A 20,148-nucleotide genomic window follows, 5' to 3' on the forward strand; every position below is an offset into this window, starting at 1 on the left:
CACCCGTCTGCTCCGCTCAGTGGCGGCGGAGCCGGCCGTAGCCGGCGAGCAGCCGCGGCACCACGAGGTAGACCGCGAGCGGCACGACGATCGCCGTGAGCAGCAGCGCGCGCAGCACGGGGTGCCAGTCGGCCCAGAGCGGGGCGAAGGCGAGCATCCCGATCGCGACGAGCGGGAAGATCGCGAGCCAGGTGATCGCTGCGCGCAGGTGGATCGAGGGCGGTGACGGCGGGGTGGTGGCCGCTGCGGGGGTCTGGTTCGGGGTGGCGACGGGTTCGGTCGACATGACACTCTCCAACTGTTTGGTTGCTTCCAACTGAACGGTTGCAACCATAGGGCGGCCTCATCTATTCCGCAACCGCCCGGTTGGACCTTGCTACCCTGATCGCATGGCCTGGGACACCGAGGGCACCAAGCGGAGACTGCTCGACGCGGCGACCGTCGAGTTCGCGCAGCACGGCTTCGCCGGCGGCCGGATCGATCGCATCGCCGCCGCCGCGGGCGTCAACAAGGAGCGCATCTACCAGTACTTCGGCAAGAAGGGCGAGCTCTTCGACGCCGTGCTGGTGAACGAGCTCCGCCGTGTCATGGACGAGGTGCCGCTCCACGGCGAGGGCCCGCGGGCGGTCGCCGACTATGCCGGCCGGCTGTTCGACCACCACGTCGACGACCCGACCGTCCCGAGGCTCGTGACGTGGGAGGGGCTCGAGCGGGGGCGCGACACGGTCGCCCGGGCCGAGCGCCTCGAGCACCACACCTCGAAGGTCGCAGCGATGATGCGGATGCTCCCCGGCGTCGACTACGACGGCGCGGCCGACCTCCTCCTCACCATCGTCACCCTGTGCGACTCGTGGCCGGTGCTGCCGCAGGTCGACGAGTTCCTGAGCGGACGGGTCGACGGCCGGCGCGCCGAGCGGCGGGCCAGCATCGTCGCCGCCGTCGAGCTGCTGGCCCGCGCCCTCAGCTCGGAGTCGGCTCGCCGCTGAAGACGGCGAGGCGCCTGGTGGCCCTGGTCATCGCGACGTAGCGGTCGACGGCGCCCTCGATGCCGTCGCCGAATCCGGCGGGTTCCACGAGCGCCACGAAGTCGAACTCGAGTCCCTTCGCAAGCTCCGGCGTGAGCCGTCGCACCCGGGGAAGCCCGGTGAGCGCGGCCTCGAGGGCCGCCGAGGCCGCTCCGGAGGCCGCGGCCGGATGGATGACGCAGGCGCTCGCCTCGGGATGCGCCGCCGTCCACTCCTCGAGCACGGTCGCGAGTTCGGCGAGTGGCAGATGCTCGACGGGGTGGCCGCCCGAGCGGATGCTCGTCGGCACGTTCGCATCCGGGATGGCCGCCAGGATGGCCGGCGCAGCCTGGGCCATGATCTCCGCGGGGGTGCGATAGTTCACCGTGAGCCCGGCGAGCTCGACCCGCCCGAAGCCCACACGACGCATCCGTTCGGTCCACGACTCCAGGAAGCCGTGCCTCGCCTGCGCCCGATCGCCCACCACCGTGAAGCTGCGCGAGGGGCAGCGGGCGAGGAGCATGCGCCACTCGGCATCCGTCAGCTCCTGCGCCTCGTCGACCACGACGTGCGCGAAGGGGCCGTCGAGCGGGGCGGTGCGCTCCGGACCGGGGAGCTCGCCCAGCAGCGTGTGCTGCACGTCCGCACCGCGCAGCATGGTGACGAGCCCCTCGCCGTCGTCGTCGGCCGCGATGAGCTGATCGACCACGAGGTCCATCTGCTCGCGATCGGCCTCGGCCTCGGCCCGCGCGCGGCGGATGCGGCCCGGGGCCTCCGGATCGCCGATGCGACGCCGGGCCGCGTCGAGGTACGGCACGTCGGCGCGGGTCCACTCCCGGGGCTGCTCGCGCCGGAGCGCGGCCGCGTCCGTGTCGCTCAGCCAGGGCGCGCAGCGTCGCAGGTAGTCGGGCGAGGTCCACAGATCGGCGACCACTCCGACCGGATCGAGCAGCGGCCAGGCCCGGTCGAAGCGACGCCGCAGCGCCTCATCGGCTTCGAGCTCTCGGCGCAGGAGTCGTGCAGGGACGCCGGCCGGCTGCTGGTCCGCGAGGATCTCCAGCAGCGCCTCCCAGACGACGCCGCGGGCCTCGTTGTGCGGGGTGCCGGGCTCCGGAGCGCTGAACGCCTCAGCCCAATCGACGGGCCCGAGGAAGGACTCGCCCCACTGAGTGTCGACGAGGAGCTCGGCGGTCGGCGGGACCTCGTACGCCTCGACCGCGGCAGCGACCGCGTCGAGGAGACGGGCCTCGCCCTTCAGCGCGGCGGCCGCGGGGGAGCGCTCCGGTGCGAGGATCGCGCCTTCGGGCACGAAGTCGTTCGGCACCGCCATCGCGACCTCCTGCTCGCCGAGGCTCGGCAGGACGTCGGCGACGTAGTCGAGGTAGGGGTGCGAGGGGCCGACGACGAGCACGCCGCCGCGGTGCGCGGCGACCCTGGCATCCGCATAGAGGAGGTAGGCGGCGCGGTGCAGCGCGACGACCGTCTTCCCGGTGCCCGGACCGCCGTCGACGACGAGAGCGCCCTCCGAGCCGGCGCGGATGATCGCGTCCTGGTCTGCCTGGATCGTGCCGAGCACGTCGCGCATCCGCGCCGAGCGGTCGGTGCCGAGGCTCGCGATGAACGCCGACTGGTCGTCGAGCGCGAGCGCGCGGGCATCGCTGCCCGGCTCGAGCAGCTCGTCCCAGTAGTCGACGATGCGCCCGCGCGTCCAGCGATATCGGCGCCGGCTGCGCAGCCCCATCGGCTGCGCGGGCGTCGCGGCGAAGAACGGCTCGGCCGCCGGGGTGCGCCAGTCGACGAGGAGCCGCTCGCCGTCGGGGCCGGCGAGCCCGATGCGGCCGATGTATCGCGGCTCGTCACTGTCGTCGACGACGATTCGGCCGAGGCAGGCGTCGATCCCGTAGCGCCGGAGCGTGCGGAGCCGGTTCTCGAGCCGGTGCACCTCGAGATCGCGATCGAGCGCGGCCTGGCCGTGGCGGGTTTGCGCCTGCAGCTCCGCGCCGAGGCGATCGCGGACTTCCGCGATCGCGGTGGCGAGCGCCTCAGCGATCGCGGCGAAGTGGCGTTCGTCCTCGGCGAGGAGCGCTGGGCTCGACTTCTCGGCGAGGTGTGCGGGCAGCTGGAAGGGGCTCTCAGACAGGGGTCCTCCAAGGCGACAGGCGGGTGGGTCCGCCAGTATGCGCCACCGAGGGGGCCTTGCGGCAAGCCCCCGGCCCGGCGGTATCCTGGAACTGCGGGGGCGCGACCTTCCGCGGTGCGTGCTCCGGAGGCGTCTTCAGCCGTCCGGCTCGCGCCTTCCGCGAAGCGGGCGGAGCACCTCGGTCCGGCGCAGCCGTTGCTCGGCCGCGTGGAGCGTGCGGACGACCGCTTCCGCCCCATCCGCGTCGGCGTCGCTCACGGCCACGGCGAGGTGCGCGTACGCGACCGCTGCGAGCGCAGTCGGGCGGGCGGGGGAGCGTTCGGCGAGGAGCTCGAGGGATTCGAGGAGCAGCGGCACCTGCGCGGCGTCGGTGAGGCAGCGCCGGAACCCGCGCTCCGCATCGGCCGCCTCGTGCGGGGCGGTCGCCGTGACGAGGCCGAAGGCGGCAGCCGCTTCGCGCAGCGCGGCGGCCTGCTCGATGGAGCGGTTGCTCGCCGCCTGCCTGGCCGCGAGCACCTCGTACTCCAAGCGTGCCGCTCGGTGATCGTGCTCCGAACTCGACTCGACGTGCGCTCGCATGCTGAGGGCTCTCTCTATGCCATTCGCACTGGCCCCGGCCCGGCGCCAGTTCTTTCGGGTTCCGGTGGGACTGGATTCGCAGCTCCACCCCAGGCGGTGCCAGCGGGATGCCAGTTCTGCCTGCCATGAGAGGACCCGGCCTGATTCCCCCAGACGCCGGGCCCTCTCTCCGCACCGATTCCCAGTCGTGCGGAACTGCCGACATCAACGCTCGCGAGGATGCGGACGTCTCGAACATATCACATGGGATACCATGTGCATGTCCACGAACGCGTCGCGAACATCCGCACGCCCCGTCTTCTAGGGGAGGCGGAAGGAAGGGCGGGTTGCGTGCGCCATGCCCGGGCGAATGCGTTGCTGATACAGTTCTGCTATGTCGTTCAGGATGCAGTTCTCGCGTGGCGTTGCGGCCTCGCGCCTCCGCAGACTGAGCGTGGCGGCATGACCGAACACGTGCGAACCGAAGCCGAGCGAGTCGCCGATGCGCTGCGCGACCAGATCGTCGCACGCACCCGCCCGCCCGGCTCGCGCTTGATCGAACGCGCCATCGCCGACGAACTCGGCGTGAGTCGGCTCCCGGTCCGCGACGCGCTCCGCGTGCTCGAGCGCGAGGGCCTGGTCGCCCGCGTGGGCCGCAGCATCGAGGTGCGTCAGCTCGGGCTCCGCGACCTGGGCGAACTGGCCGAGGTGTGCGAGGTCTTCGACGTCGTCGCCGCCCGTCTCGCCGCCGAGCGTCGCAGCGAGCTCGCGCTCGAGCGGGTCCGCGGCAGCCTCGCCGAGGTGACGACGGCGGTCGAGCGCGGCGACGCCGGTGCGACCGCGCGGTCCGTGCTCGCCTACCGGGGTGCCATCGCGGACGCCTCGAGCAACCCGTTCCTGGTCGAGATCAGCACCGTGCTGCGGGGTCGGGAATCCGGCGCGGTTCTTTCGCCGCGGGTCATCGCGGAGCACGGCGCGGCGATCGTGCGCGGAATCGAGCAGCGCGATGCGAGCGCCGTCGACCGGGCCGTCCGAGCCCAGTACGCCGCCGCACGCACGGCCGTGCGGGCCGAGGTGCTCGCGGATCTCGAGACGAAGCTCACCGCGACCAGGACGGCCGGGGTGCGATGATGGCCGACGAGCAGGCCGCCCGGATTTCCGAGGCGAAGCGGATTCAGATCGCACTCCGGCAGCAGATCGTCGAGGGCGAGCGCGCCCCGGGCGCACCGCTCGTGGAACGGTCCATCGGCGAGGAGTTCGGCGTGAGTCGGCTCCCGGTCCGGCAGGCCATCCAGGGCCTGGTCGCCGAGCAGCTCGTCGTTCCCGGTGGTGCGCGGTCGGCCGCGACGGTGCGCGGCTTCGACGACGAGGAACTGGACGCCCTGAGCGTGGTCCATGCGACGCTCGAGCGGCTCGTGATCCGCTGGGCGGCGATGCGTCGTACCGCGGCCCAGGTCGAGGTGCTCCGGCAGATCGTTCCTGACGTGCCTCTCGATGGCACAGCCGACCCGGCCGTGATCCGCAGAGCGGTGCTCGCCTTCCGGGAGCAGCTCTTCGTCATGGCTGACAGCACCATTCTGGACGAACTCAATCAGCTCGTGGGCGCCCGCGTGACGCAGGTCATCACCCACGCACTCGACCCCAGTGTGGCAGGCCACTACCTCGAGGCCCTGTATCGAGCGATCGCGATGGGCGACGCCGAGCTCGCCGAGACGATCCTGGGGGACTACATTTCCCCCGGCAAGTTCGACTCCGTCAAGCAGGGCTGACGGCCCGCCGCTGCTCGACGCTCGATAGGCAGCCGCGGGCGCCTCGCGCGTCTCCGCCGTCGGAGGTGCCGACGAGCCCGTCGTCGTCGCTGCCCACGAGCCCGACCGCCGTGCAATGGGAACGCAGCTCGGGATTCCAGGCCGAAGTTCGGCAGGCTCCCGGGTTCCACGCGAGGAACCCACCGCCGCGCCCGAACTTGCGCTGTTGCGAATTCACGGGATACCATGGATCCGTCGCAGGTGGTCCTCGAATGGGTTGAGGTCGAACAAGCCGAGAGGGCTGCATGCGCCGGGCTCCCGAGGCCTTGGATCCCCCCGGATCTCTCCGAGTCTCGGGAGCCCGATCTCTCATCGTCCGACCCCTCGCACCTCGTTCGGGGCGTCGGCGCACCCCGGAGCAGGACTGGAGTCTGCTCGCGCACCGGGGCGAACGGAAGGGTGGATATGCCAGCACGACGCGAGCTCGACAGCGCTCCGGCGCGGATCACGGCGATGCAGCACGCCCTCTCGGGGGCCGCCCGGGCGAGCGTCCTCCGGCACGTGGTCCGACACCCCCGCACCTCGCACACCGAGATCGTGGCGAGCACCGGCGTGAGCCGAGGCTCGGCCACCACCGCCCTCCGGGATCTCGAGCGGCTGGGCTACCTCGTCGTCGACGGCGCGCGCGAGGGACGGGTCGTGCGCTATCGGGCGGTCGACGACCTGCTCGCGGCCGACCTCGACGCGTTCACCGACTGGCTGCTCGGCTGACGCGCCGGCACCGGCTCGCGGGCCGACGGCCGTCTACGATGGATCCATGCCGACGCCGGACCGCCCGACCGCTCCACCGAGTCCCGCCCTGGGCGTCGCGGTCGCGCAGTTCGCCCCGATGGCCGATGTCGTGGCGAACCTCGAGCAGATCGAACGTCTCGCGCGGCTCGCCGCCGCTCGCGGTGCGAAGCTCGTGGTGCTCCCCGAGTACGCCATGTTCTTCACCCCGGAGCTCGGCCACGAGATGGCCGAGGCGGCCGAGCCGATCGACGGCCCGTTCGTCGGCGCGTTCAGCGCGCTCGCCGGCCAGCTCGGTGTGCACCTCGTCGCGGGCATGCTGGAGCGTCGGGACGACGGACGGTTCTCGAACACGCTCGTCGCGGCGGATGCCGACGGCACCGTGGTCGCCCGCTACCGCAAGCAACACCTCTACGACGCCTTCGGGCAGCGGGAGTCCGAGCACGTCGCCGCCGGCGAACTCGCCGCCCCGGAGCTCTTCGAGCTCGATGGTGTCACGGTCGGCATGCAGACCTGCTACGACCTGCGATTCCCGGAGGTGACGCGGACGCTCGTCGACGCCGGGGCCGAGCTCGTGCTGGTCCCCGCGGAGTGGGTGCGCGGGCCGTTGAAGGAGCACCACTGGCGCACGCTCGCCACGGCGCGTGCGATCGAGAACACCGTGTACCTCGCCGCGGCGGACCAGACTCCGCCGGTCGCCATCGGCGCAAGCCTCGTGATCGACCCGATGGGCGTCGAGATCGCGGGGCTCGGCGAGGAGGCCGGCGTCGCGATCGCCTGGATCGAACGGGAACGGCTCGAACGCGTGCGCCGGGTCAACCCGGCGCTCGAGCTCCGTCGCTACCGGGTCGTTCCGCGCTGAGTCGTCGCGGGCGCGGCCCCGATCAGGCGGCACCGAGCGCGGCGAGCCGGGCGGATGCCTCCCGCAGCACGTCCTCGCGCTTGCAGAACGCGAAGCGCACGAGTCGGGCGACCTCGTGCCGGTGCTCGCGTCGGACGAAGGCCGAGACGGGGATCCCGACGACGCCGGCGAGTTCCGGCAGTCGGCGGCACAGCTCCTCGGCATCGTCGAATCCGAGCGGACCCGCGTCGGCGACCACGAAGTAGCCCGCGCGCGGGCGGGCGACGGTGAAGCCGGCGGCCTCGAGCCCGGCGGAGAGCAGCTCGGCGCGCCGAGCGAGCGAGGCGGCGGCGGCGGTGAACGCGGCGTCCGGCAGGTCGAGACCCGTGGCGATCGCGGGCTGGAACGGGGCGCCGTTGACGTAGGTGAGGTACTGCTTCACGGCGAGCACCGCGGTGACGAGCTCCGGGCGTGCGGTCAGCCAGCCGATCTTCCAGCCCGTGGTGGAGAAGGTCTTGCCTCCAGAGGAGATGCTGATCGTGCGCGAGCGAGCACCCGGACGCGCCGCGATCGGCCGATGCGGCCCCTCGAAACGGAGGTGCTCGTAGACCTCGTCGGTGACGAGGAGCGCATCATGACGCTCTGCGAGCTCGACGAGCAGCTCGGCCGTGGCCTCGTCGAGCACGGCGCCGGTGGGATTGTGGGGATCGTTGACGAGGATGAGCCGGGTGCGGTCGGTGACGGCGGCACGCAGTTCGTCGTGGTTCGGACGCCAATCGGGGAAACGCAGTGGCACGGTGCGGTGCACGCCACCTGCGCGGGCGATGAGCGCGGCGTACGCGTCGTAGTACGGCTCGAAGGTCACCACCTCGTCGCCCGGCTCGACGAAGGCGAGCACGGTGGCGGCCAGTGCCTCGGTCGCACCGGCGGTCACGAGCACTTCGCGGTCGGGGTCCAGCCCGATCCCGTACCAGTGCTGCTGGTGCCGGGCGATCGCCTCCCGCAGCACCGGCATCCCGGTGCCCGGCGGGTACTGGTTCGTCCCGCTCCGGATCGCGTCGACCGCGGCGTCGAGCACCGCGGCCGGGCCGTCCTCGTCGGGGAAGCCCTGGCCCAGATTGATGGCCCCGGTGCGTTGCGCCAGCGCGCTCATTTCAGCGAACACGGTCGCCGCGATCCGCCCGTCCGGGCCGAGCAGCCCGGCGCCCTCGGCAGTGCGCTGCCAGGGCGCGAGGCGGTGTTCTGCGGGCGTGTCGGTCACGCTCACACCGTACCCGCAGCGCCCGGCGCTACGCTGGCGAAGGCGTGCCGACGCCCTCGCGATCCGTTCGGAGGCTTCACTGCCGGCCGATAGCCGATCCATAGACTTCGCCGATGCCACGCACAGCTTCCGCCGCGAGAGTGGGGGCAGCTTGGAAGGAGCAGACATGACCGATCACACCACCGGCCCCGTCTCGGAGGAGCCGCGGGACCCCGAGGAGCGTGACGTCACGGAAGCCGCGGGCGTCGCCGCAACGAGCGACGTCCCCGAGACGAGCGCAGCCGAGACCGCCGCAGCCGAGACGCCCGCGCCCGAGGCCCCCGCTCCGGCAGCCGCCGGATGGGTCGCCCCGAACGCCCCCGCGGCGCCCCAGGCGGCGCCGCAGCCGGCGGCGCCCCAGGCGCAGACCTCGCCGGGCCCGACAGACCAGCCGGCGGCCCCGGTCACCGGGACGCTCTACGAGCCCGGTCGGGCCCCGCAGCCGTACCACGCGGCGCAGTACCCGCACCCGGTCGCCGCGCAGCCGACCCACCCCGCGACGCAGCCCACGCAGCCCCTGCCCGGAGCGCGGCAGCCCCAGCCCACCCACGAGCCGGGCCAGGTGCCGCCGGGGCAGATCCCGCCGGCGTTCGGCGGACAGCCCGCGGCGCCCGCGCCGAAGAAGCGGCCCGTCGGCCTCGGCATCGCCGCGGCCATCGTCGCGGCCGCCCTCATCGGCGGCGGCGCCGGCGCCGGCGTCACCGCGCTCGCGCTGGCGAACCGCACCACCACGACCTCCGCGAGCGCCAGCCCGCAGAACGTCGTCGTCAACGACACCGAGTCCGTGAACCAGGTCACGGCGGTCGCCGCGAAGGCGAGCCCGAGCGTCGTCACCATCTCGGTCTCCTCGGCCGACGGTGCGGGCACCGGCTCCGGCATCATCCTCTCCGACGACGGCTACGTGCTGACGAACACCCACGTCGTCACGCTCGACGGCGCGACCGGCGAGCCCACCATCCAGGTGAAGACCGACGACGGCCACCTCTACACGGCCGAGCTCGTGGGCACCGACCCGCTGAGCGACCTCGCCGTGATCAAGCTGACGGATGCATCGGGGCTGACCCCGCTCGCCTTCGCCGACTCGAGCAAGCTGAACGTCGGCGACACCGCCATCGCGATCGGCGCGCCGCTCGGACTGTCCGGCACCGTGACGGACGGCATCGTGAGCGCCCTGAACCGCTCCATCGAGGTCGCCTCCTCGGCGGCGCCCTCCACCCCGGACGACAGCGGCCAGGGGGACCAGCAGCAGGGAGGACAGCAGCCCTTCGACTTCTGGAACTTCGACATCCCCGGCCAGGGCGGCCAGGGCGGCGAGGGCGGGCAGAGCGGCCAGCAGCAGAGCGGCGGCAACATCTCGATCCCCGTGATCCAGACCGACGCCGCGATCAACCCCGGCAACTCCGGCGGCGCGCTGCTGAACAGCAAGGGCGAGCTCATCGGCGTCAACGTCGCGATCCTCGGCACCGGCGACTCCTCGTCCGGCCAGTCGGGCAACATCGGCGTCGGCTTCGCCGTTCCGTCGAACCTCGCGAAGCGGGTCTCCGACGAGATCATCGCGAACGGCTCGGCGACGCACGGCCTGCTCGGGGCGACCGTCACGGCCGCGCAGAGCGACGAGCAGAGCAGCACCGTCGGCGCGCTCATCACCGACGTTCCCGCCGGGGGCGCCGCGGCGAAGGCCGGCCTGCAGAAGGGCGACATCGTCACCCAGTTCAACGGCCTGCCCATCACGGACCAGACCGATCTCACCGCGCAGGTCCGCGCACTCGCGGGCGGCGCCGAGGCGGAGGTCACCTACCTCCGCAACGGCGAGGCGCACACGGTGACGGTCACGCTCGGCACCTTCGAGGGCTGATCCCGGACGCCGACGCAACACCGGCGAGTGGCCGGAGCCATCGAGGCTCCGGCCACTCGGCGTTTGCTAGGCTCGATCGACCCAGCAGCAGAGTGAGGAACCTTGCCCGATCAGCCCGACGGCACCAGCCGATCGACGCTCGGCGTCTCCTACGTGATGCCGGTGCTGAACGATGCCTCGCACGTTCGCGCCGCCGTGGAGTCGATCCTCGATCAGCGGTACGAGGGCCCGGTCGAGGTCCTCATCGCGCTCGGGCCGTCGATCGACGGCACCGCTGAACTGGTCGCCGATCTGGCCGCCCGCGACACCCGGGTGCGGGTGCTCGACAACGAGGTGGGCTCGACGCCCGCCGGGCTCAACCTCGGCATCCGTGCCGCCGTCTACCCCGTCGTCGTGCGCGTCGACTCCCACTCCATGCTTCCGGCCGACTACACGCGGATCGCCGTCGACACCCTCGAACGCACCGGTGCCGACAACGTCGGCGGCATCATGGCCGCGCACGGCGAGTCCGCGTTCGAGCGGGCCGTGGCGCGGGCCTACACGACCCCCGTCGGGCTCGGCGGCTCCGCCTTCCATGTCGGCGGCACGGCCGGGCCGGTCGAGACCGTCTACCTCGGCGTCTTCCGCCGGGAGGCGCTCGAACGCGTCGGGCTCTTCGACGAGACGATCAAGCGCGGCCAGGACTGGGAGCTCAACCGACGGCTGCGCGCCACCGGCGGCATCGTCTGGTTCACGCCCGAACTGAGCGTCACGTACCGGCCGCGCTCCAGCCTCGAGCGACTCGGCCGGCAGATGTTCTCGACCGGGCTCTGGCGCGGCGAGCTGGCCCGCCGGTTCCCCGCGGCCAACGGCCTGCGCTACTTCGTGCCGCCCGTCATGGTGCTCGGCGTGCTGCTGGGGCTCCTCGCCGGCCTCGGCGGGCTCGCGCAGGCGCTCGCCGGTCAGCCCCCGTGGCTGGCGGTCGGCCTCGTGGTGCCGGCCGTCTACCTGCTCTTCGTCCTCGTCGCGGCGCTCGTCTACGGTCGCGGCCAGGGTGCCGCGTCGTGGCTCTGGTTTCTCGTAGTCTTGCCGTGCATCCATGTCGCGTGGGGCGCGGGCTTCGTGCTCGGCTATCTCTCGCTGACGCGGAACATCGCCAGCCATACGGGAAGGTAACGGATGTCGCACCCGCACTCGACGTCGTCGGAGCCGTCGAGAACGCACCCATCGAGCCTCGCCGAGCTGAAAGCGGTCACGCAGCCGCCTGAGGTCCGCGGGCGGCGCAATGCGGAGCACTGGACGGCGTCGCTCTACCTCCGGCGGCTGTCGCCGTACCTGACGTGGGTGCTGCTCAAGACGCCGATCTCGGCGAACGGCGTGACCGGGCTGATGATCCTCGTCGGGTGGTCGACCGCCGCGGCCCTGCTCATCCCCGGCGTCTGGGGCGCGCTGCTCGCGGTGGTGCTCGGCCAGCTGCAGATGCTCGTGGACTGCTGCGACGGCGAGGTCGCCCGGTGGCGGCGCACGTCGTCGCCCGCCGGCGTGTTCCTCGACAAGGTGGGGCACTACTCCACCGAGGCGCTCATCCCGATCGCGCTCGGCATCCGCGCCGCCGCGTACCCGCTCGAGTTCCCCGCCGACTTCCTCTGGACGACCGTCGGCGCCCTGCTCGCCCTCGTCATCGTGCTCAACAAGGCGCTGAACGACATGGTGCACGTCGCCCGCGCCAATGCCGGCTTGCCGAAGCTGGCCGACACCCACGGCGAGACGGCGCCGCGCGGCGGCCTCGTCGCGAAGCTCCGCCGTGTCGCCCGGTTCGTGCCGTTCCACCGGCTCTACCACTCGGTCGAGCTGACGCTCATCGCGTTCGCCGCCGCCGTGGTCGGGCTGTTCGTCGGCCAGCCGATCGTGGACCGGGTCGTCGTGACGGCACTGCTGCCGTTGGCCGTGCTCGCGGTCGTCGGGCACTTCGTGGCGATCATGGCGAGCCGGCGTGTCCGTTCCTGAGCCGATGTCCGGCACGGCGACGCCCCGGTTCGGCGTCGTCGTGCTGACGATGGGCCGTCGGCCCGAGGAACTGCTGCGCGGCGTTCGCAGCGTGCTCGAGCAGCGCGGGGTCGCCGTCGACGTGGTCGTGGTCGGCAACGGCTGGGATCCGGCGACCGCCGAGCCCGCCCTGCCCGGTGCGGTCCGCACGCTCGCGCTGGCCGAGAACCTCGGCATCCCCGCGGGCCGTAATCGCGGGGTGCCTGAGGTCGGCGGCGAGTTGCTCTTCTTCCTCGACGACGACGCCTTCCTCCCCGACCCGGAGTTCCTCGCGAAGGGGGCGGCGCTGCTCGCCGCACGACCCGAGCTCGGACTGGTGCAGCCGCGGGTCGTGGATCCCACCGGACTGGTCTCGCCGCGACGGTGGATCCCCAGAATCCGCAAGGGAGACCCGGCGCACTCGAGCAACGTCTTCTCGTGCTGGGAGGGGGCGGTGCTCCTGCCGCGGGCCGTCTTCGAACAGACCGGCGGCTGGGCGGACCCGTTCTTCTACGCCCACGAGGGCATCGAGCTCGCGTGGCGGGTCTGGGACACCGGGCATCGCGCCTGGTACGCGGGCGAGCTCGAGGCCGCCCACCCGGTCATCGACCCCGCGCGGCACTCGTACTACTTCCGTCTGAACGCGCGCAACCGCGTCTGGCTCGCCCGCCGCAATCTGCCCGTCGTGCTCGTCCCGTTCTATGTCGGCTCGTGGACCGCGATCCAGGTGCTGCGCTGGGCCCGCAAGCCGGCGCAGCTGCGCGCCTGGTTCGGCGGCTGGCTCGCGGGCTGGCGGGAGGCCCCGGGGGAGCGGCGGCCGCTCCGCTGGCGGACGGTCTGGCGGATGACCCGCGCCGGCCGACCGCCGATCATCTGAGCGGCGGCCGGCCGCTCGGTAACGATCGGCTCTCGGTGCGCCCGCGGCGCGCTCCGCCGAGGCATCCGCCCAGGCGCCGTCGCTACCCTTGCCGAGTGGGATTGAAGACTGACGCTCGCCGTGCGGTGAAGCTCGCGAAGAACATCATCGCCTCGCGGCGCTCGCAGCGGGCGCTCGGCACGGCCCTCGCCGAGGCGGCGCCGCTCGAACCCGGCCGCTACCGGATCGGCGTCTACTTCGCCGACGGCAAGGTCAACCTCTACCAGCTGCGCCAGTGGTACAAGCCCCTTGCCGAGCTCGCGAAGACGTATCCCGTGGTGATCCTCAGCCGTGCCTCCGGCGCGGCGCTCGCCCTGCTGGACGAGTCCCCGGTGCCGGTCGCGTACGTGCGCCGGGTGGCCGACCTCGAGCAGCTGATCCACGATCAGCAGCTCCAGCTCATCTTCTACGTGAACCAGAACGCGAAGAACTTCCAGATGATGCGGTACGGGCGGCGCTGGCACGTGTTCATCAACCACGGCGAGTCCGACAAGATGTACATGACCACGAACCAGTTCAAGGCCTACGACTATGCGCTCATCGCCGGCGACGCGGCCCGGGCCCGGTTGGGCAAGGTGCTCTGGGACTACGACTTCGACAAGCGGGCGATCCCGATCGGGCGGCCGCAGGCCGACCACTATCACGACGGCCGCGAGCTGCCCTATCCGGAGGACGGGCGTGAGGTCGTGCTCTACGCGCCCACCTGGGAGGGCGACCGCGCGGCGGCGGCCTACGGTTCCATCGCCTCGCACGGCGTGGCGCTCGTCACCGCGCTGCTCGCCACCGGCCGGCACCGCGTGATCTATCGCCCGCATCCACGCTCCGGGGTGCTCGACCACGAGTACGCGGCCGCGAACCGGGCGATCATCGACGCCATCGGCGCGGCGAATCAGGCGGACCCGACGGCGATGCACGTCTACGACGACGGCCGGGAGCTCGGGTGGCAGCTCGCGGCCGCCGACCTCGCCGTCGTCGACATCTCGGCGATGGTCTACGACCGGCTCGCGACCGGCAAGCCGCTGCTGATCACCCGACCGCTCGCCCCGGAGGCCGAGATCGACACGGGCGGATATCTCTCCGCGTGCGAGTGGCTCGTGGCCGAGCCGGGGACGCCGCTTGCGCAGGCGGGCGCGGCGATGCTCGCGCGCGTCGACGAGGTCGCACACGACCAGGACGCGCTGGATCGGCTCGGGCATTGGGTCGAGCGCTACTTCGGCGACACGACGCCGGGGGCGGCGACGGCGCGATTCCACGGGGCGGTCGACCACCTGATGGCCGAATGGGAGCGCTTCGCGACCGAGCACCTCGATGACGAGGTCATCGACGAGCACGACGTCGAGGGCGAGCGCGCGGAGAGTCGCGCCGACGAGGACGCCCACGGCTGAGCCTCCGCGGGGGTCCGCGGTTCAGTAGAGCGTCGGCTCCCCGCCGCGCGGGGGAGCCGACCACCGCTCCAGCTCCAGCAGCTCGCTCAGGCGGCCGTTGCCGCGTCGCCAGGCGGCCACCGCGTCCTCGCCGAGCAGCACGTAATGCCAGCGGCGCCCGCTGCGCGAGGCGGCCGGCAGGCGGTTCAGGGTCTCGACCCAGGCCAGCGCCGCACGTCGTTTGCGCTCGATATTCGGATGATCGAGCGCCGTCTGCGCCTTCGTCTCGACGACGTACACGGCGTCGGCGGTGCGCACGAGGAAATCGGGCGAGTACCAAGCGGGGAGGCCATCCGCTCGGAGGTACGGCCGCTGCAGGAAGGTGTGCGCGTACTCATCGATCTTGACGAAGGCCTCGACTCGGCTGTCGTGGTCCGCCCACTCGATGAAGCGCCGCTCGAGCCCGCCGCCCCGGCTCGCCACCCGCAGGGCGGGGAAGACGCACTTGCGGCTGGGCACCGCGTCGCGCGCCCGCATCGTGATGCTGCCGATCTCGGCGACGCTGCGCTGCTCGACGATCGCGCTCGTGACGGGATGCGTGCGCTGGTCTTCGACGAGCGCCGTCGAGAACACGCCGGCGACGTGCTCGGCGACCCCGGGGAGCAGCAGCACGCGCCATCCCTCGTCGAACGCCGGGTCGAACGGCTCGCCGAAGAGCCGAGCGCGCACGTAGCGGTCCACCCAGGCGGCGATCCGGGCGCGGTGGGTTGCGAGCAGCGGGTACCGGCTCGCCGCACTGAAGCGGACGGCCGCGGGGGTGAAGGCGCGCCCGACGACCGTGGTGATGCGTCGGGCGATGCGGGCGAGGAAATCGTTGTACCCGGTTGCCGTCATGACGCCGCCGTCGACCCGGTAGTCGCCGTACTGCGTCTTCGTCTCGAGGTCGTGCGAGCTCCACCGCTCCCCGCTGCCGACCGCTCGACGCAGCACCGCGAGTTCGAAGCGGCACGGCTCGAGCGCGAGCGGGTCGAGGCGGGGCTCGGCGAGCTCCTCCTCGTGCTCGCGCACGATCTCGGGCACGAGGAGGTCGTACTACTCCTGCCAGTCGGGTCGAAGCTCGACGCGCTCGAGGTCCCCGATGGCCGCGGTCTCCTCGTCGCCGACGATCGCGAGCAGGCCGTCGCCGAGCAGCTCGTCGTAGAACGCCTGGAACGCGGGGTGCTCGATGACGAACAGCACGTCGAAATGGTTGGCGGGTTCGAGTCGGCGGCGCATCCGCTCGCGCGTCTCCCGTTTCAGCTCCTCGACGACGGGATCCCCCCGCCACATCAGCCGGAGGCCGCGGCCGATCGTCTGCTCGAGCAGGATGCCGGAGCCCGCCGAGCGCAGCGGCACCACCACGCAGATGCTGTCGACGTCGAAGCCCTCGCGCAGCATCAGCACGCTGATCACGACGCGCGGTCGCGCTTGTCGGTCGAGGTCGAAGAGCCGCGCGCGGATCGGCTCCCATTCCTTCGGGCCGAGCTCGCTCCGCCGGCCGCTGTCGACCCGGAGCACGTCCTCGGCGTCGAGCCGCTCGGATTCGAGCAGGAACTGCTCGACGTGGCGGGAGACGATGGTGTCCTCGGTCACGATCAGGAGCTTGGGGCGTCGTTCGGGGTCGATCGCGGCGAACTGCGCCTCGAGCAGGGCGAGCTTGCTGAGCCCGGCGCGGATCATCGTGCGCTGGCCGGAGGACAGGCCGATCACCGCCCCGTGCTCGTCACGTTCGGCGGTGAAGTCGAGGGGGAGCGCCGCCAGCTCGACGCGTCGGTCGAGCGCGATCGCCTTCACGAGCCCCCGCTGCATCGCGGCGTGGAGGTCGAAGTCGACCACGATGTGCGGGAAGTAGCGTCGGTGCGACCGTCGACCGCTGCCGGCCTCGTCGTAGGGCGTCGCCGAGAAGTCGAGCTGGACGAACCGTCGCCCCTTCGTCGCGGCGATCGCGGTCAGGCTCTGCTGCCACTCGACGTCGCTCGTGTCCTGACCGGACCGGAGCGCGTGCACGTGGTGCGCCTCGTCGTTCAGGACCACGAGGTCGCTCAGCTCGATCAGCGACTCCAACGGGCGCCCTCGCGCGGCCCGCCGGTCGAGGGACTCGAGCGAGTGCCCAGCGGCGCCGGGGGACAGGGGGAACATGCTCTCGACGGCGGCCCGCGCCGGATCGTCGTCGCCTCGTCGTCGCCCGCGCCAGACTTCGCCTGCCTCGCCTGCGAAATCGGGGTCCTCGGCTCCGGCGAGGAGGTGCCAGTTCGTCACGGCGATCATGCCGCCGACCGGGACGCGGAGCCCGATCTCGTGCTTCTCCACGACCCCGGAGGCGAGCAGCGCGGCGATGGCGCGTTCGTGCCGGGGCGGCGTGAACAGCGCGCGCCGCGCGTGCAGCTCGCTCGTGCGCGGGTCCCGCACCCCGTCGACCCGGCGGCCCCGGAACGAATCGAGGAGCCGTTCGTAGACGATCAGCCCGGGGGCGACGACGAGGAAATTGCTGCTGAACCGGGGATCGGCGGGGGCGGCGAGATGGTTGAGATGCTGCCAGACGAGCAGCGCATTCATCACCCAGGTCTTGCCGGTGCCGGTGGCGAGCTTCGCGGCGTACTTGGGGTGCCCGTGGCGCTCGTGGGCGAGCTCGTCGCGTCGGGCCGGAGTGAGCGAGCCCGGGGCGAGCCGGTCGTAGAGCTCGCGGAGGGTCGAGGCGCCCAGCACCTCGTGCGCATAGACGATCGCGAGGATGGCATCGCGCTGCCCCTCGTGGAACGCGTCGCGGCGCCCCGCCGAGATCGAGGCGTCGAACCACCAGCGGAGCAGCTCGGCCGTCGTCGGGGTGACGGCCTCGAGGAGCGCGCAGGGCTCGCCGGACTCGATCGCGCGGGCGTCGTCCGCCAGCCTGATCGAGATCTCTCTGGCGAGCGGCAGTTCCTCGTCGATCGGGATCCTCACGCGGCATCCGCCTCGACGGCGTCGAGCTCGAGCACGACCTCCGACTCGAAGCCGAAGACGTCGACCGCCCGGACGCAGATGCGGCGGACGCCGGAGCGCCAGGGTGCGCGCAGCGTCGCGGAGGCGACGACGCGCAGCGGGTCGTCGTCGTTCAGGGTGTTGCCGCGGTAGTCCTGCCAACTGGAGCGGAAGAGCTCGCCGTCGAAGTCGGGGTCGACGGCCCAGTACTCGATGAGCGAGAGCGGGTCGTGGTTCATCAGCTGGAGCACCTTCTCGCGGTCCTCGGCCCTGAGGCTGATCGCCTCGGGGGAGAGCAGCACGTAGTTATCGAGCCCGATCACGAGTTCCACCTCGTCGCCCTGCCGTCGCGCCGTGCGCAGGCCCGCCTCGAGGTACTGCAGGGTGGAGAAGCGCACGGAGTCGGCGAGCCGGCCGCCCTTCTTCTTCAGCCGATCGATGAGGTCGGGCGGGATGACCCGGACCTCGAGGCGGGCGTCGGCGAGCGCTTCGATGTCGTGGCCGATGCCGGCCGGGAAGTTCCAGCCGAGCACGACGACCCGCTCGAAGCCGCCGAGCACCGCGTCGCGCTGCGACTGGGCCCGGCGCAGCGACTCGACGGTCGTCAGCCGCGCCGGGCTCTCGGCGACGACGAGCGTGCGGCCACCGGGCAGGCTGCCGAGGGCGCCGCTCGGATTCTGCGCGTCGGGCAACGGCTCGGCGCCGTAGAGGCCGAGCACGGTGCGGGCGAGGTCGCCCACGCGGTAGCGGCGGCCCAAGCTCGAGCGCATCTGCTCGACCTGGTAGTCGCCGATCTCCTGGTAGAGGAACGGCCGTGCGTCCTGGTCGATGAGGCGCTTTCGGATGATCATGGCGGCGGGACGGCCGAGGTCGCTCGTGATCCAGCGGCGCCCGGAGGCCTCGGCCGCCGCGGCCGTCGTGCCGGAGCCCGCGAAGAAGTCGGCGACGAGCCCACCTGGCGGGCAGGACGCCTCGATGACGCGATCGAGCAGGGCGAGCGGCTTCTGCGTGGCGTAGGCGACGCGCTCCTTGGCGACGGGGTTGATCATCGAGACGTCCCAGACGTCCGGCATCGCGACCCCCTTCGTCGCTTCATCGCTCAGCACCGAACGGCGGACGCCGTCGTCGCCGATCGTGCTCACCCAGGCCCGGCCCTGCCCGCTCGACTTCTCGGACTTCGGGATGTAGAGCTGCTTGAAGTAGTGCTGGCCCTTGCGCTTGGCGTAGACGAAGAGGGTGTCGTGGTTGCGGGCGAAGCTCGTGCTCGCGATGTTCCATCGCCGGTAGTACCAGACGACCTCGTTGAGGAAGTTGTCGCGGCCGAACACCTCGTCGCAGATGAGCTTCACGTAGTGCCCGACGTGCCAGTCGATGTGGAGGTAGAAGCTGCCGGTGTCGGCGAGGAGTTCTCGCGCCAGGACGAGTCGAGGCGTCAGCATCGCGAGGTACGAGGCGGTGCCGTCGGCCCAGGTGTCGGAGTAGGCGAACTGCTCGACCGCCGTGGGCCGGGTCTCGACCTCGTGGCCGGGGAGGGTGAGCTTGGTGCGGTAGTCGGCCTTCGAGTCGAAGGGCGGGTCGAGGTAGATCAGGTCGACGCCGCCCGCGAGCCCCGGCGTCGTCTCGTCGCCGGCGAGGAGGGCGGACATCGCGAGCAGGTTGTCGCCGTAGATCAGTCGGCCGGACGGCTCGGGCAGCTGCGGCGTCGCGGCGCGGTGCAGGGGAAGACCGCCGGCCTCGCGGCTCGGCTGCACGAACTCGCGGGTGTGCAGGCGCACGCGCTGCTCGCCGGTGAGCTGCTCGAGCACTCGCGCGGCCTCGCGTTTGCCCTCGGCGACGATCTTCGGCAGTTGATCGAGCAACGATCTCATGGGTCCCCTCACGGCTGGACTGGCGGTCATCTCAGGATAGAGGTAGAAACACTGGAGGTGAATGCACACTGGATTGGCGATCTCGGGGCGGATAGGCATGGAGGCATGCCTGAGCCCCAATCCCGTGCTGCGCAGATCCTCGGCGAGCGTCTGAAGGCGGTCCGGCTCGAGCGCGGCGTGAGTCAGGAGACGGTCGCGCACCTCGCCGACATGCACGTCACCAACCTCGGCAAGATCGAGCGCGGTCAGGCCAACCCGCGCATGTCCACGATCGTGCGCATCGCCGGAGTGCTCGACGTCGATCCCGGCGAGCTGCTCGCGGGCATCGGGCTCGCGGAGCTGCCCGGCGTCGACCGGGTCAACGTGCGCGACCTGATCGATGAACTCAAGCGGCGGAGCAAGTGATCAGCCGCTGAGCGGCATCGTCGCCCGGGCCGTCAGAACGCGATCCGCCAGAGATACTCCTCGCCGCTCGTGCGGAACCACCGCAGCACTGCGACGCAGTCGCGCGCCGGATCATCGGCGCGGACGACGAACGAGACGTGCTCGCCGGGCTCGACCCGCAGCAGCGGCTGCCAGAGCAGCCGGCCATCGCCGAAGAGCGAGAGGTGCACGCCATGCGCCGGCTCGTCGCCGGTGTTGTGCAGGGCGTACCACGGCGCTCGGCTGCGATCGATCTGCCAGGGCACGCGGTAGGCGATGGGTGAAGGGACGGGGTGGGCGTCGACGGCCACGGGCCGGGCCCCGTGCGGCATGGCTCCTCC

Annotated in this window: 19 protein-coding genes; 11 read left to right on the top strand and 8 right to left on the bottom strand. The window is 72.0% G+C overall.

Going from position 1 to position 20,148, the window contains the following annotated elements; genetic code table 11:
* Nucleotides 1-16: 16 nt before the first annotated feature.
* Nucleotides 17-286, bottom strand: coding sequence for a putative antibiotic biosynthesis monooxygenase (locus tag MTP13_RS11645; RefSeq protein WP_243567919.1), 270 nt, complete (start codon nt 284-286; stop codon nt 17-19).
* A 103-nt stretch (nt 287-389) separates the two neighbouring features.
* On the opposite strand from MTP13_RS11645, the gene MTP13_RS11650 reads away from it, so the two are divergent.
* A complete protein-coding gene (locus MTP13_RS11650) occupies nt 390-986 on the top strand; it encodes a TetR/AcrR family transcriptional regulator (RefSeq protein WP_243567920.1) in 597 nt (198 codons plus the stop codon).
* Here MTP13_RS11650 and helR read toward each other — a convergent pair.
* The gene (gene helR, locus MTP13_RS11655) at nt 961-3,183 is read right to left on the bottom strand and encodes an RNA polymerase recycling motor ATPase HelR (protein ID WP_341681630.1); all 2,223 of its coding nucleotides are present in this window, start codon (nt 3,181-3,183) and stop codon (nt 961-963) included. The two genes, MTP13_RS11650 and helR, sit on opposite strands and share 26 nt — an antisense overlap.
* A gap of 96 nt (nt 3,184-3,279) precedes the next feature.
* On the bottom strand, nt 3,280-3,723 hold the full coding sequence (locus MTP13_RS11660) for a hypothetical protein (protein ID WP_243567921.1): 444 nt from the start codon (nt 3,721-3,723) through the stop codon (nt 3,280-3,282).
* Between the two features lie 441 nt (nt 3,724-4,164).
* Between MTP13_RS11660 and MTP13_RS11665 the strand changes: the two genes are divergently transcribed.
* The 4 genes from MTP13_RS11665 (at nt 4,165) to MTP13_RS11680 (ending at nt 7,101) form a co-directional block, all read left to right on the top strand.
* Nucleotides 4,165-4,833, top strand: coding sequence for a GntR family transcriptional regulator (locus MTP13_RS11665; RefSeq protein ID WP_243567922.1), 669 nt, complete (start codon nt 4,165-4,167; stop codon nt 4,831-4,833).
* Nucleotides 4,833-5,471, top strand: a complete 639-nt coding sequence (locus MTP13_RS11670; RefSeq protein ID WP_243567923.1) for a GntR family transcriptional regulator — start codon at nt 4,833-4,835, stop codon at nt 5,469-5,471. Before MTP13_RS11665 ends, MTP13_RS11670 begins: the two co-directional genes overlap by 1 nt.
* 444 nt (nt 5,472-5,915) lie before the next feature.
* Nucleotides 5,916-6,221: a winged helix-turn-helix domain-containing protein gene (locus MTP13_RS11675; RefSeq protein ID WP_243567924.1), complete on the top strand. Its 306-nt coding sequence runs from the start codon at nt 5,916-5,918 to the stop codon at nt 6,219-6,221.
* A gap of 46 nt (nt 6,222-6,267) precedes the next feature.
* Complete coding sequence (locus MTP13_RS11680; protein ID WP_243567925.1) at nt 6,268-7,101, top strand: carbon-nitrogen hydrolase family protein; 834 nt, start codon at nt 6,268-6,270, stop codon at nt 7,099-7,101.
* A 22-nt stretch (nt 7,102-7,123) separates the two neighbouring features.
* Here the strand turns inward: MTP13_RS11680 and MTP13_RS11685 are convergent, their stop codons facing one another.
* Nucleotides 7,124-8,341, bottom strand: a complete 1,218-nt coding sequence (locus MTP13_RS11685; protein ID WP_243567926.1) for an aminotransferase class I/II-fold pyridoxal phosphate-dependent enzyme — start codon at nt 8,339-8,341, stop codon at nt 7,124-7,126.
* A 166-nt stretch (nt 8,342-8,507) separates the two neighbouring features.
* Here MTP13_RS11685 and MTP13_RS11690 point away from each other — a divergent pair, with 166 nt between their 5' ends.
* The 5 genes from MTP13_RS11690 to MTP13_RS11710 all read left to right on the top strand — a co-directional run bounded on the left by MTP13_RS11690 (nt 8,508) and on the right by MTP13_RS11710 (nt 14,540).
* Nucleotides 8,508-10,235 carry a trypsin-like peptidase domain-containing protein gene (locus MTP13_RS11690; RefSeq protein ID WP_243567927.1) on the top strand — a complete coding sequence of 576 codons (1,728 nt, stop codon included), beginning with the start codon at nt 8,508-8,510 and terminating at the stop codon, nt 10,233-10,235.
* A 156-nt stretch (nt 10,236-10,391) separates the two neighbouring features.
* Nucleotides 10,392-11,390: a glycosyltransferase family 2 protein gene (locus MTP13_RS11695; protein ID WP_243570816.1), complete on the top strand. Its 999-nt coding sequence runs from the start codon at nt 10,392-10,394 to the stop codon at nt 11,388-11,390.
* A 3-nt stretch (nt 11,391-11,393) separates the two neighbouring features.
* On the top strand, nt 11,394-12,221 hold the full coding sequence (locus MTP13_RS11700; protein ID WP_243567928.1) for a CDP-alcohol phosphatidyltransferase family protein: 828 nt from the start codon (nt 11,394-11,396) through the stop codon (nt 12,219-12,221).
* A gap of 4 nt (nt 12,222-12,225) precedes the next feature.
* Nucleotides 12,226-13,116, top strand: a complete 891-nt coding sequence (locus MTP13_RS11705; protein ID WP_243570817.1) for a glycosyltransferase family 2 protein — start codon at nt 12,226-12,228, stop codon at nt 13,114-13,116.
* A 95-nt stretch (nt 13,117-13,211) separates the two neighbouring features.
* A complete protein-coding gene (locus MTP13_RS11710) occupies nt 13,212-14,540 on the top strand; it encodes a CDP-glycerol glycerophosphotransferase family protein (protein WP_243567929.1) in 1,329 nt (442 codons plus the stop codon).
* A gap of 21 nt (nt 14,541-14,561) precedes the next feature.
* On the opposite strand, the gene MTP13_RS11715 is transcribed toward MTP13_RS11710, so the two are convergent.
* The 3 genes from MTP13_RS11715 to MTP13_RS11725 are packed head-to-tail and all read right to left on the bottom strand — an operon-like array spanning nt 14,562 to nt 19,384.
* On the bottom strand, nt 14,562-15,599 hold the full coding sequence (locus tag MTP13_RS11715) for a hypothetical protein (protein WP_243567930.1): 1,038 nt from the start codon (nt 15,597-15,599) through the stop codon (nt 14,562-14,564).
* A gap of 12 nt (nt 15,600-15,611) precedes the next feature.
* Nucleotides 15,612-17,498: a DEAD/DEAH box helicase family protein gene (locus tag MTP13_RS11720; RefSeq protein WP_243567931.1), complete on the bottom strand. Its 1,887-nt coding sequence runs from the start codon at nt 17,496-17,498 to the stop codon at nt 15,612-15,614.
* A complete protein-coding gene (locus MTP13_RS11725; protein ID WP_243567932.1) occupies nt 17,495-19,384 on the bottom strand; it encodes a DNA methyltransferase in 1,890 nt (629 codons plus the stop codon). The genes MTP13_RS11720 and MTP13_RS11725 overlap by 4 nt, the downstream gene beginning before the upstream one ends.
* A gap of 105 nt (nt 19,385-19,489) precedes the next feature.
* Between MTP13_RS11725 and MTP13_RS11730 the strand changes: the two genes are divergently transcribed.
* Nucleotides 19,490-19,789 (top strand): helix-turn-helix domain-containing protein, encoded by a 300-nt coding sequence (locus MTP13_RS11730; protein ID WP_243567933.1) that lies wholly within the window; start codon nt 19,490-19,492, stop codon nt 19,787-19,789.
* A gap of 32 nt (nt 19,790-19,821) precedes the next feature.
* On the opposite strand, the gene MTP13_RS11735 is transcribed toward MTP13_RS11730, so the two are convergent.
* On the bottom strand, nt 19,822-20,139 hold the full coding sequence (locus MTP13_RS11735; RefSeq protein WP_243567934.1) for a hypothetical protein: 318 nt from the start codon (nt 20,137-20,139) through the stop codon (nt 19,822-19,824).
* Between the last annotated feature and the right edge of the window lie 9 nt (nt 20,140-20,148).

It is taken from the genome of Agromyces soli, from assembly GCF_022811605.1.
In the GTDB taxonomy this organism is placed as follows: Bacteria; Actinomycetota; Actinomycetes; order Actinomycetales; family Microbacteriaceae; genus Agromyces; species Agromyces soli.

Coding starts and splice junctions, on each gene's coding strand:
- MTP13_RS11675 (WP_243567924.1), top strand. CDS start 5,916: ATGCCAGCACGACGCGAGCTCGACAGCGCTCCGGCGCGGATCACGGCG.
- MTP13_RS11665 (WP_243567922.1), top strand. CDS start 4,165: ATGACCGAACACGTGCGAACCGAAGCCGAGCGAGTCGCCGATGCGCTG.
- MTP13_RS11695 (WP_243570816.1), top strand. CDS start 10,392: ATGCCGGTGCTGAACGATGCCTCGCACGTTCGCGCCGCCGTGGAGTCG.
- MTP13_RS11670 (WP_243567923.1), top strand. CDS start 4,833: ATGGCCGACGAGCAGGCCGCCCGGATTTCCGAGGCGAAGCGGATTCAG.
- MTP13_RS11645 (WP_243567919.1), bottom strand. CDS start 286: ATGTCGACCGAACCCGTCGCCACCCCGAACCAGACCCCCGCAGCGGCC.
- MTP13_RS11690 (WP_243567927.1), top strand. CDS start 8,508: ATGACCGATCACACCACCGGCCCCGTCTCGGAGGAGCCGCGGGACCCC.
- MTP13_RS11680 (WP_243567925.1), top strand. CDS start 6,268: ATGCCGACGCCGGACCGCCCGACCGCTCCACCGAGTCCCGCCCTGGGC.
- MTP13_RS11705 (WP_243570817.1), top strand. CDS start 12,226: ATGTCCGGCACGGCGACGCCCCGGTTCGGCGTCGTCGTGCTGACGATG.
- MTP13_RS11735 (WP_243567934.1), bottom strand. CDS start 20,139: ATGCCGCACGGGGCCCGGCCCGTGGCCGTCGACGCCCACCCCGTCCCT.
- MTP13_RS11700 (WP_243567928.1), top strand. CDS start 11,394: ATGTCGCACCCGCACTCGACGTCGTCGGAGCCGTCGAGAACGCACCCA.
- MTP13_RS11660 (WP_243567921.1), bottom strand. CDS start 3,723: ATGCGAGCGCACGTCGAGTCGAGTTCGGAGCACGATCACCGAGCGGCA.
- MTP13_RS11730 (WP_243567933.1), top strand. CDS start 19,490: ATGCCTGAGCCCCAATCCCGTGCTGCGCAGATCCTCGGCGAGCGTCTG.
- MTP13_RS11725 (WP_243567932.1), bottom strand. CDS start 19,384: ATGAGATCGTTGCTCGATCAACTGCCGAAGATCGTCGCCGAGGGCAAA.
- MTP13_RS11650 (WP_243567920.1), top strand. CDS start 390: ATGGCCTGGGACACCGAGGGCACCAAGCGGAGACTGCTCGACGCGGCG.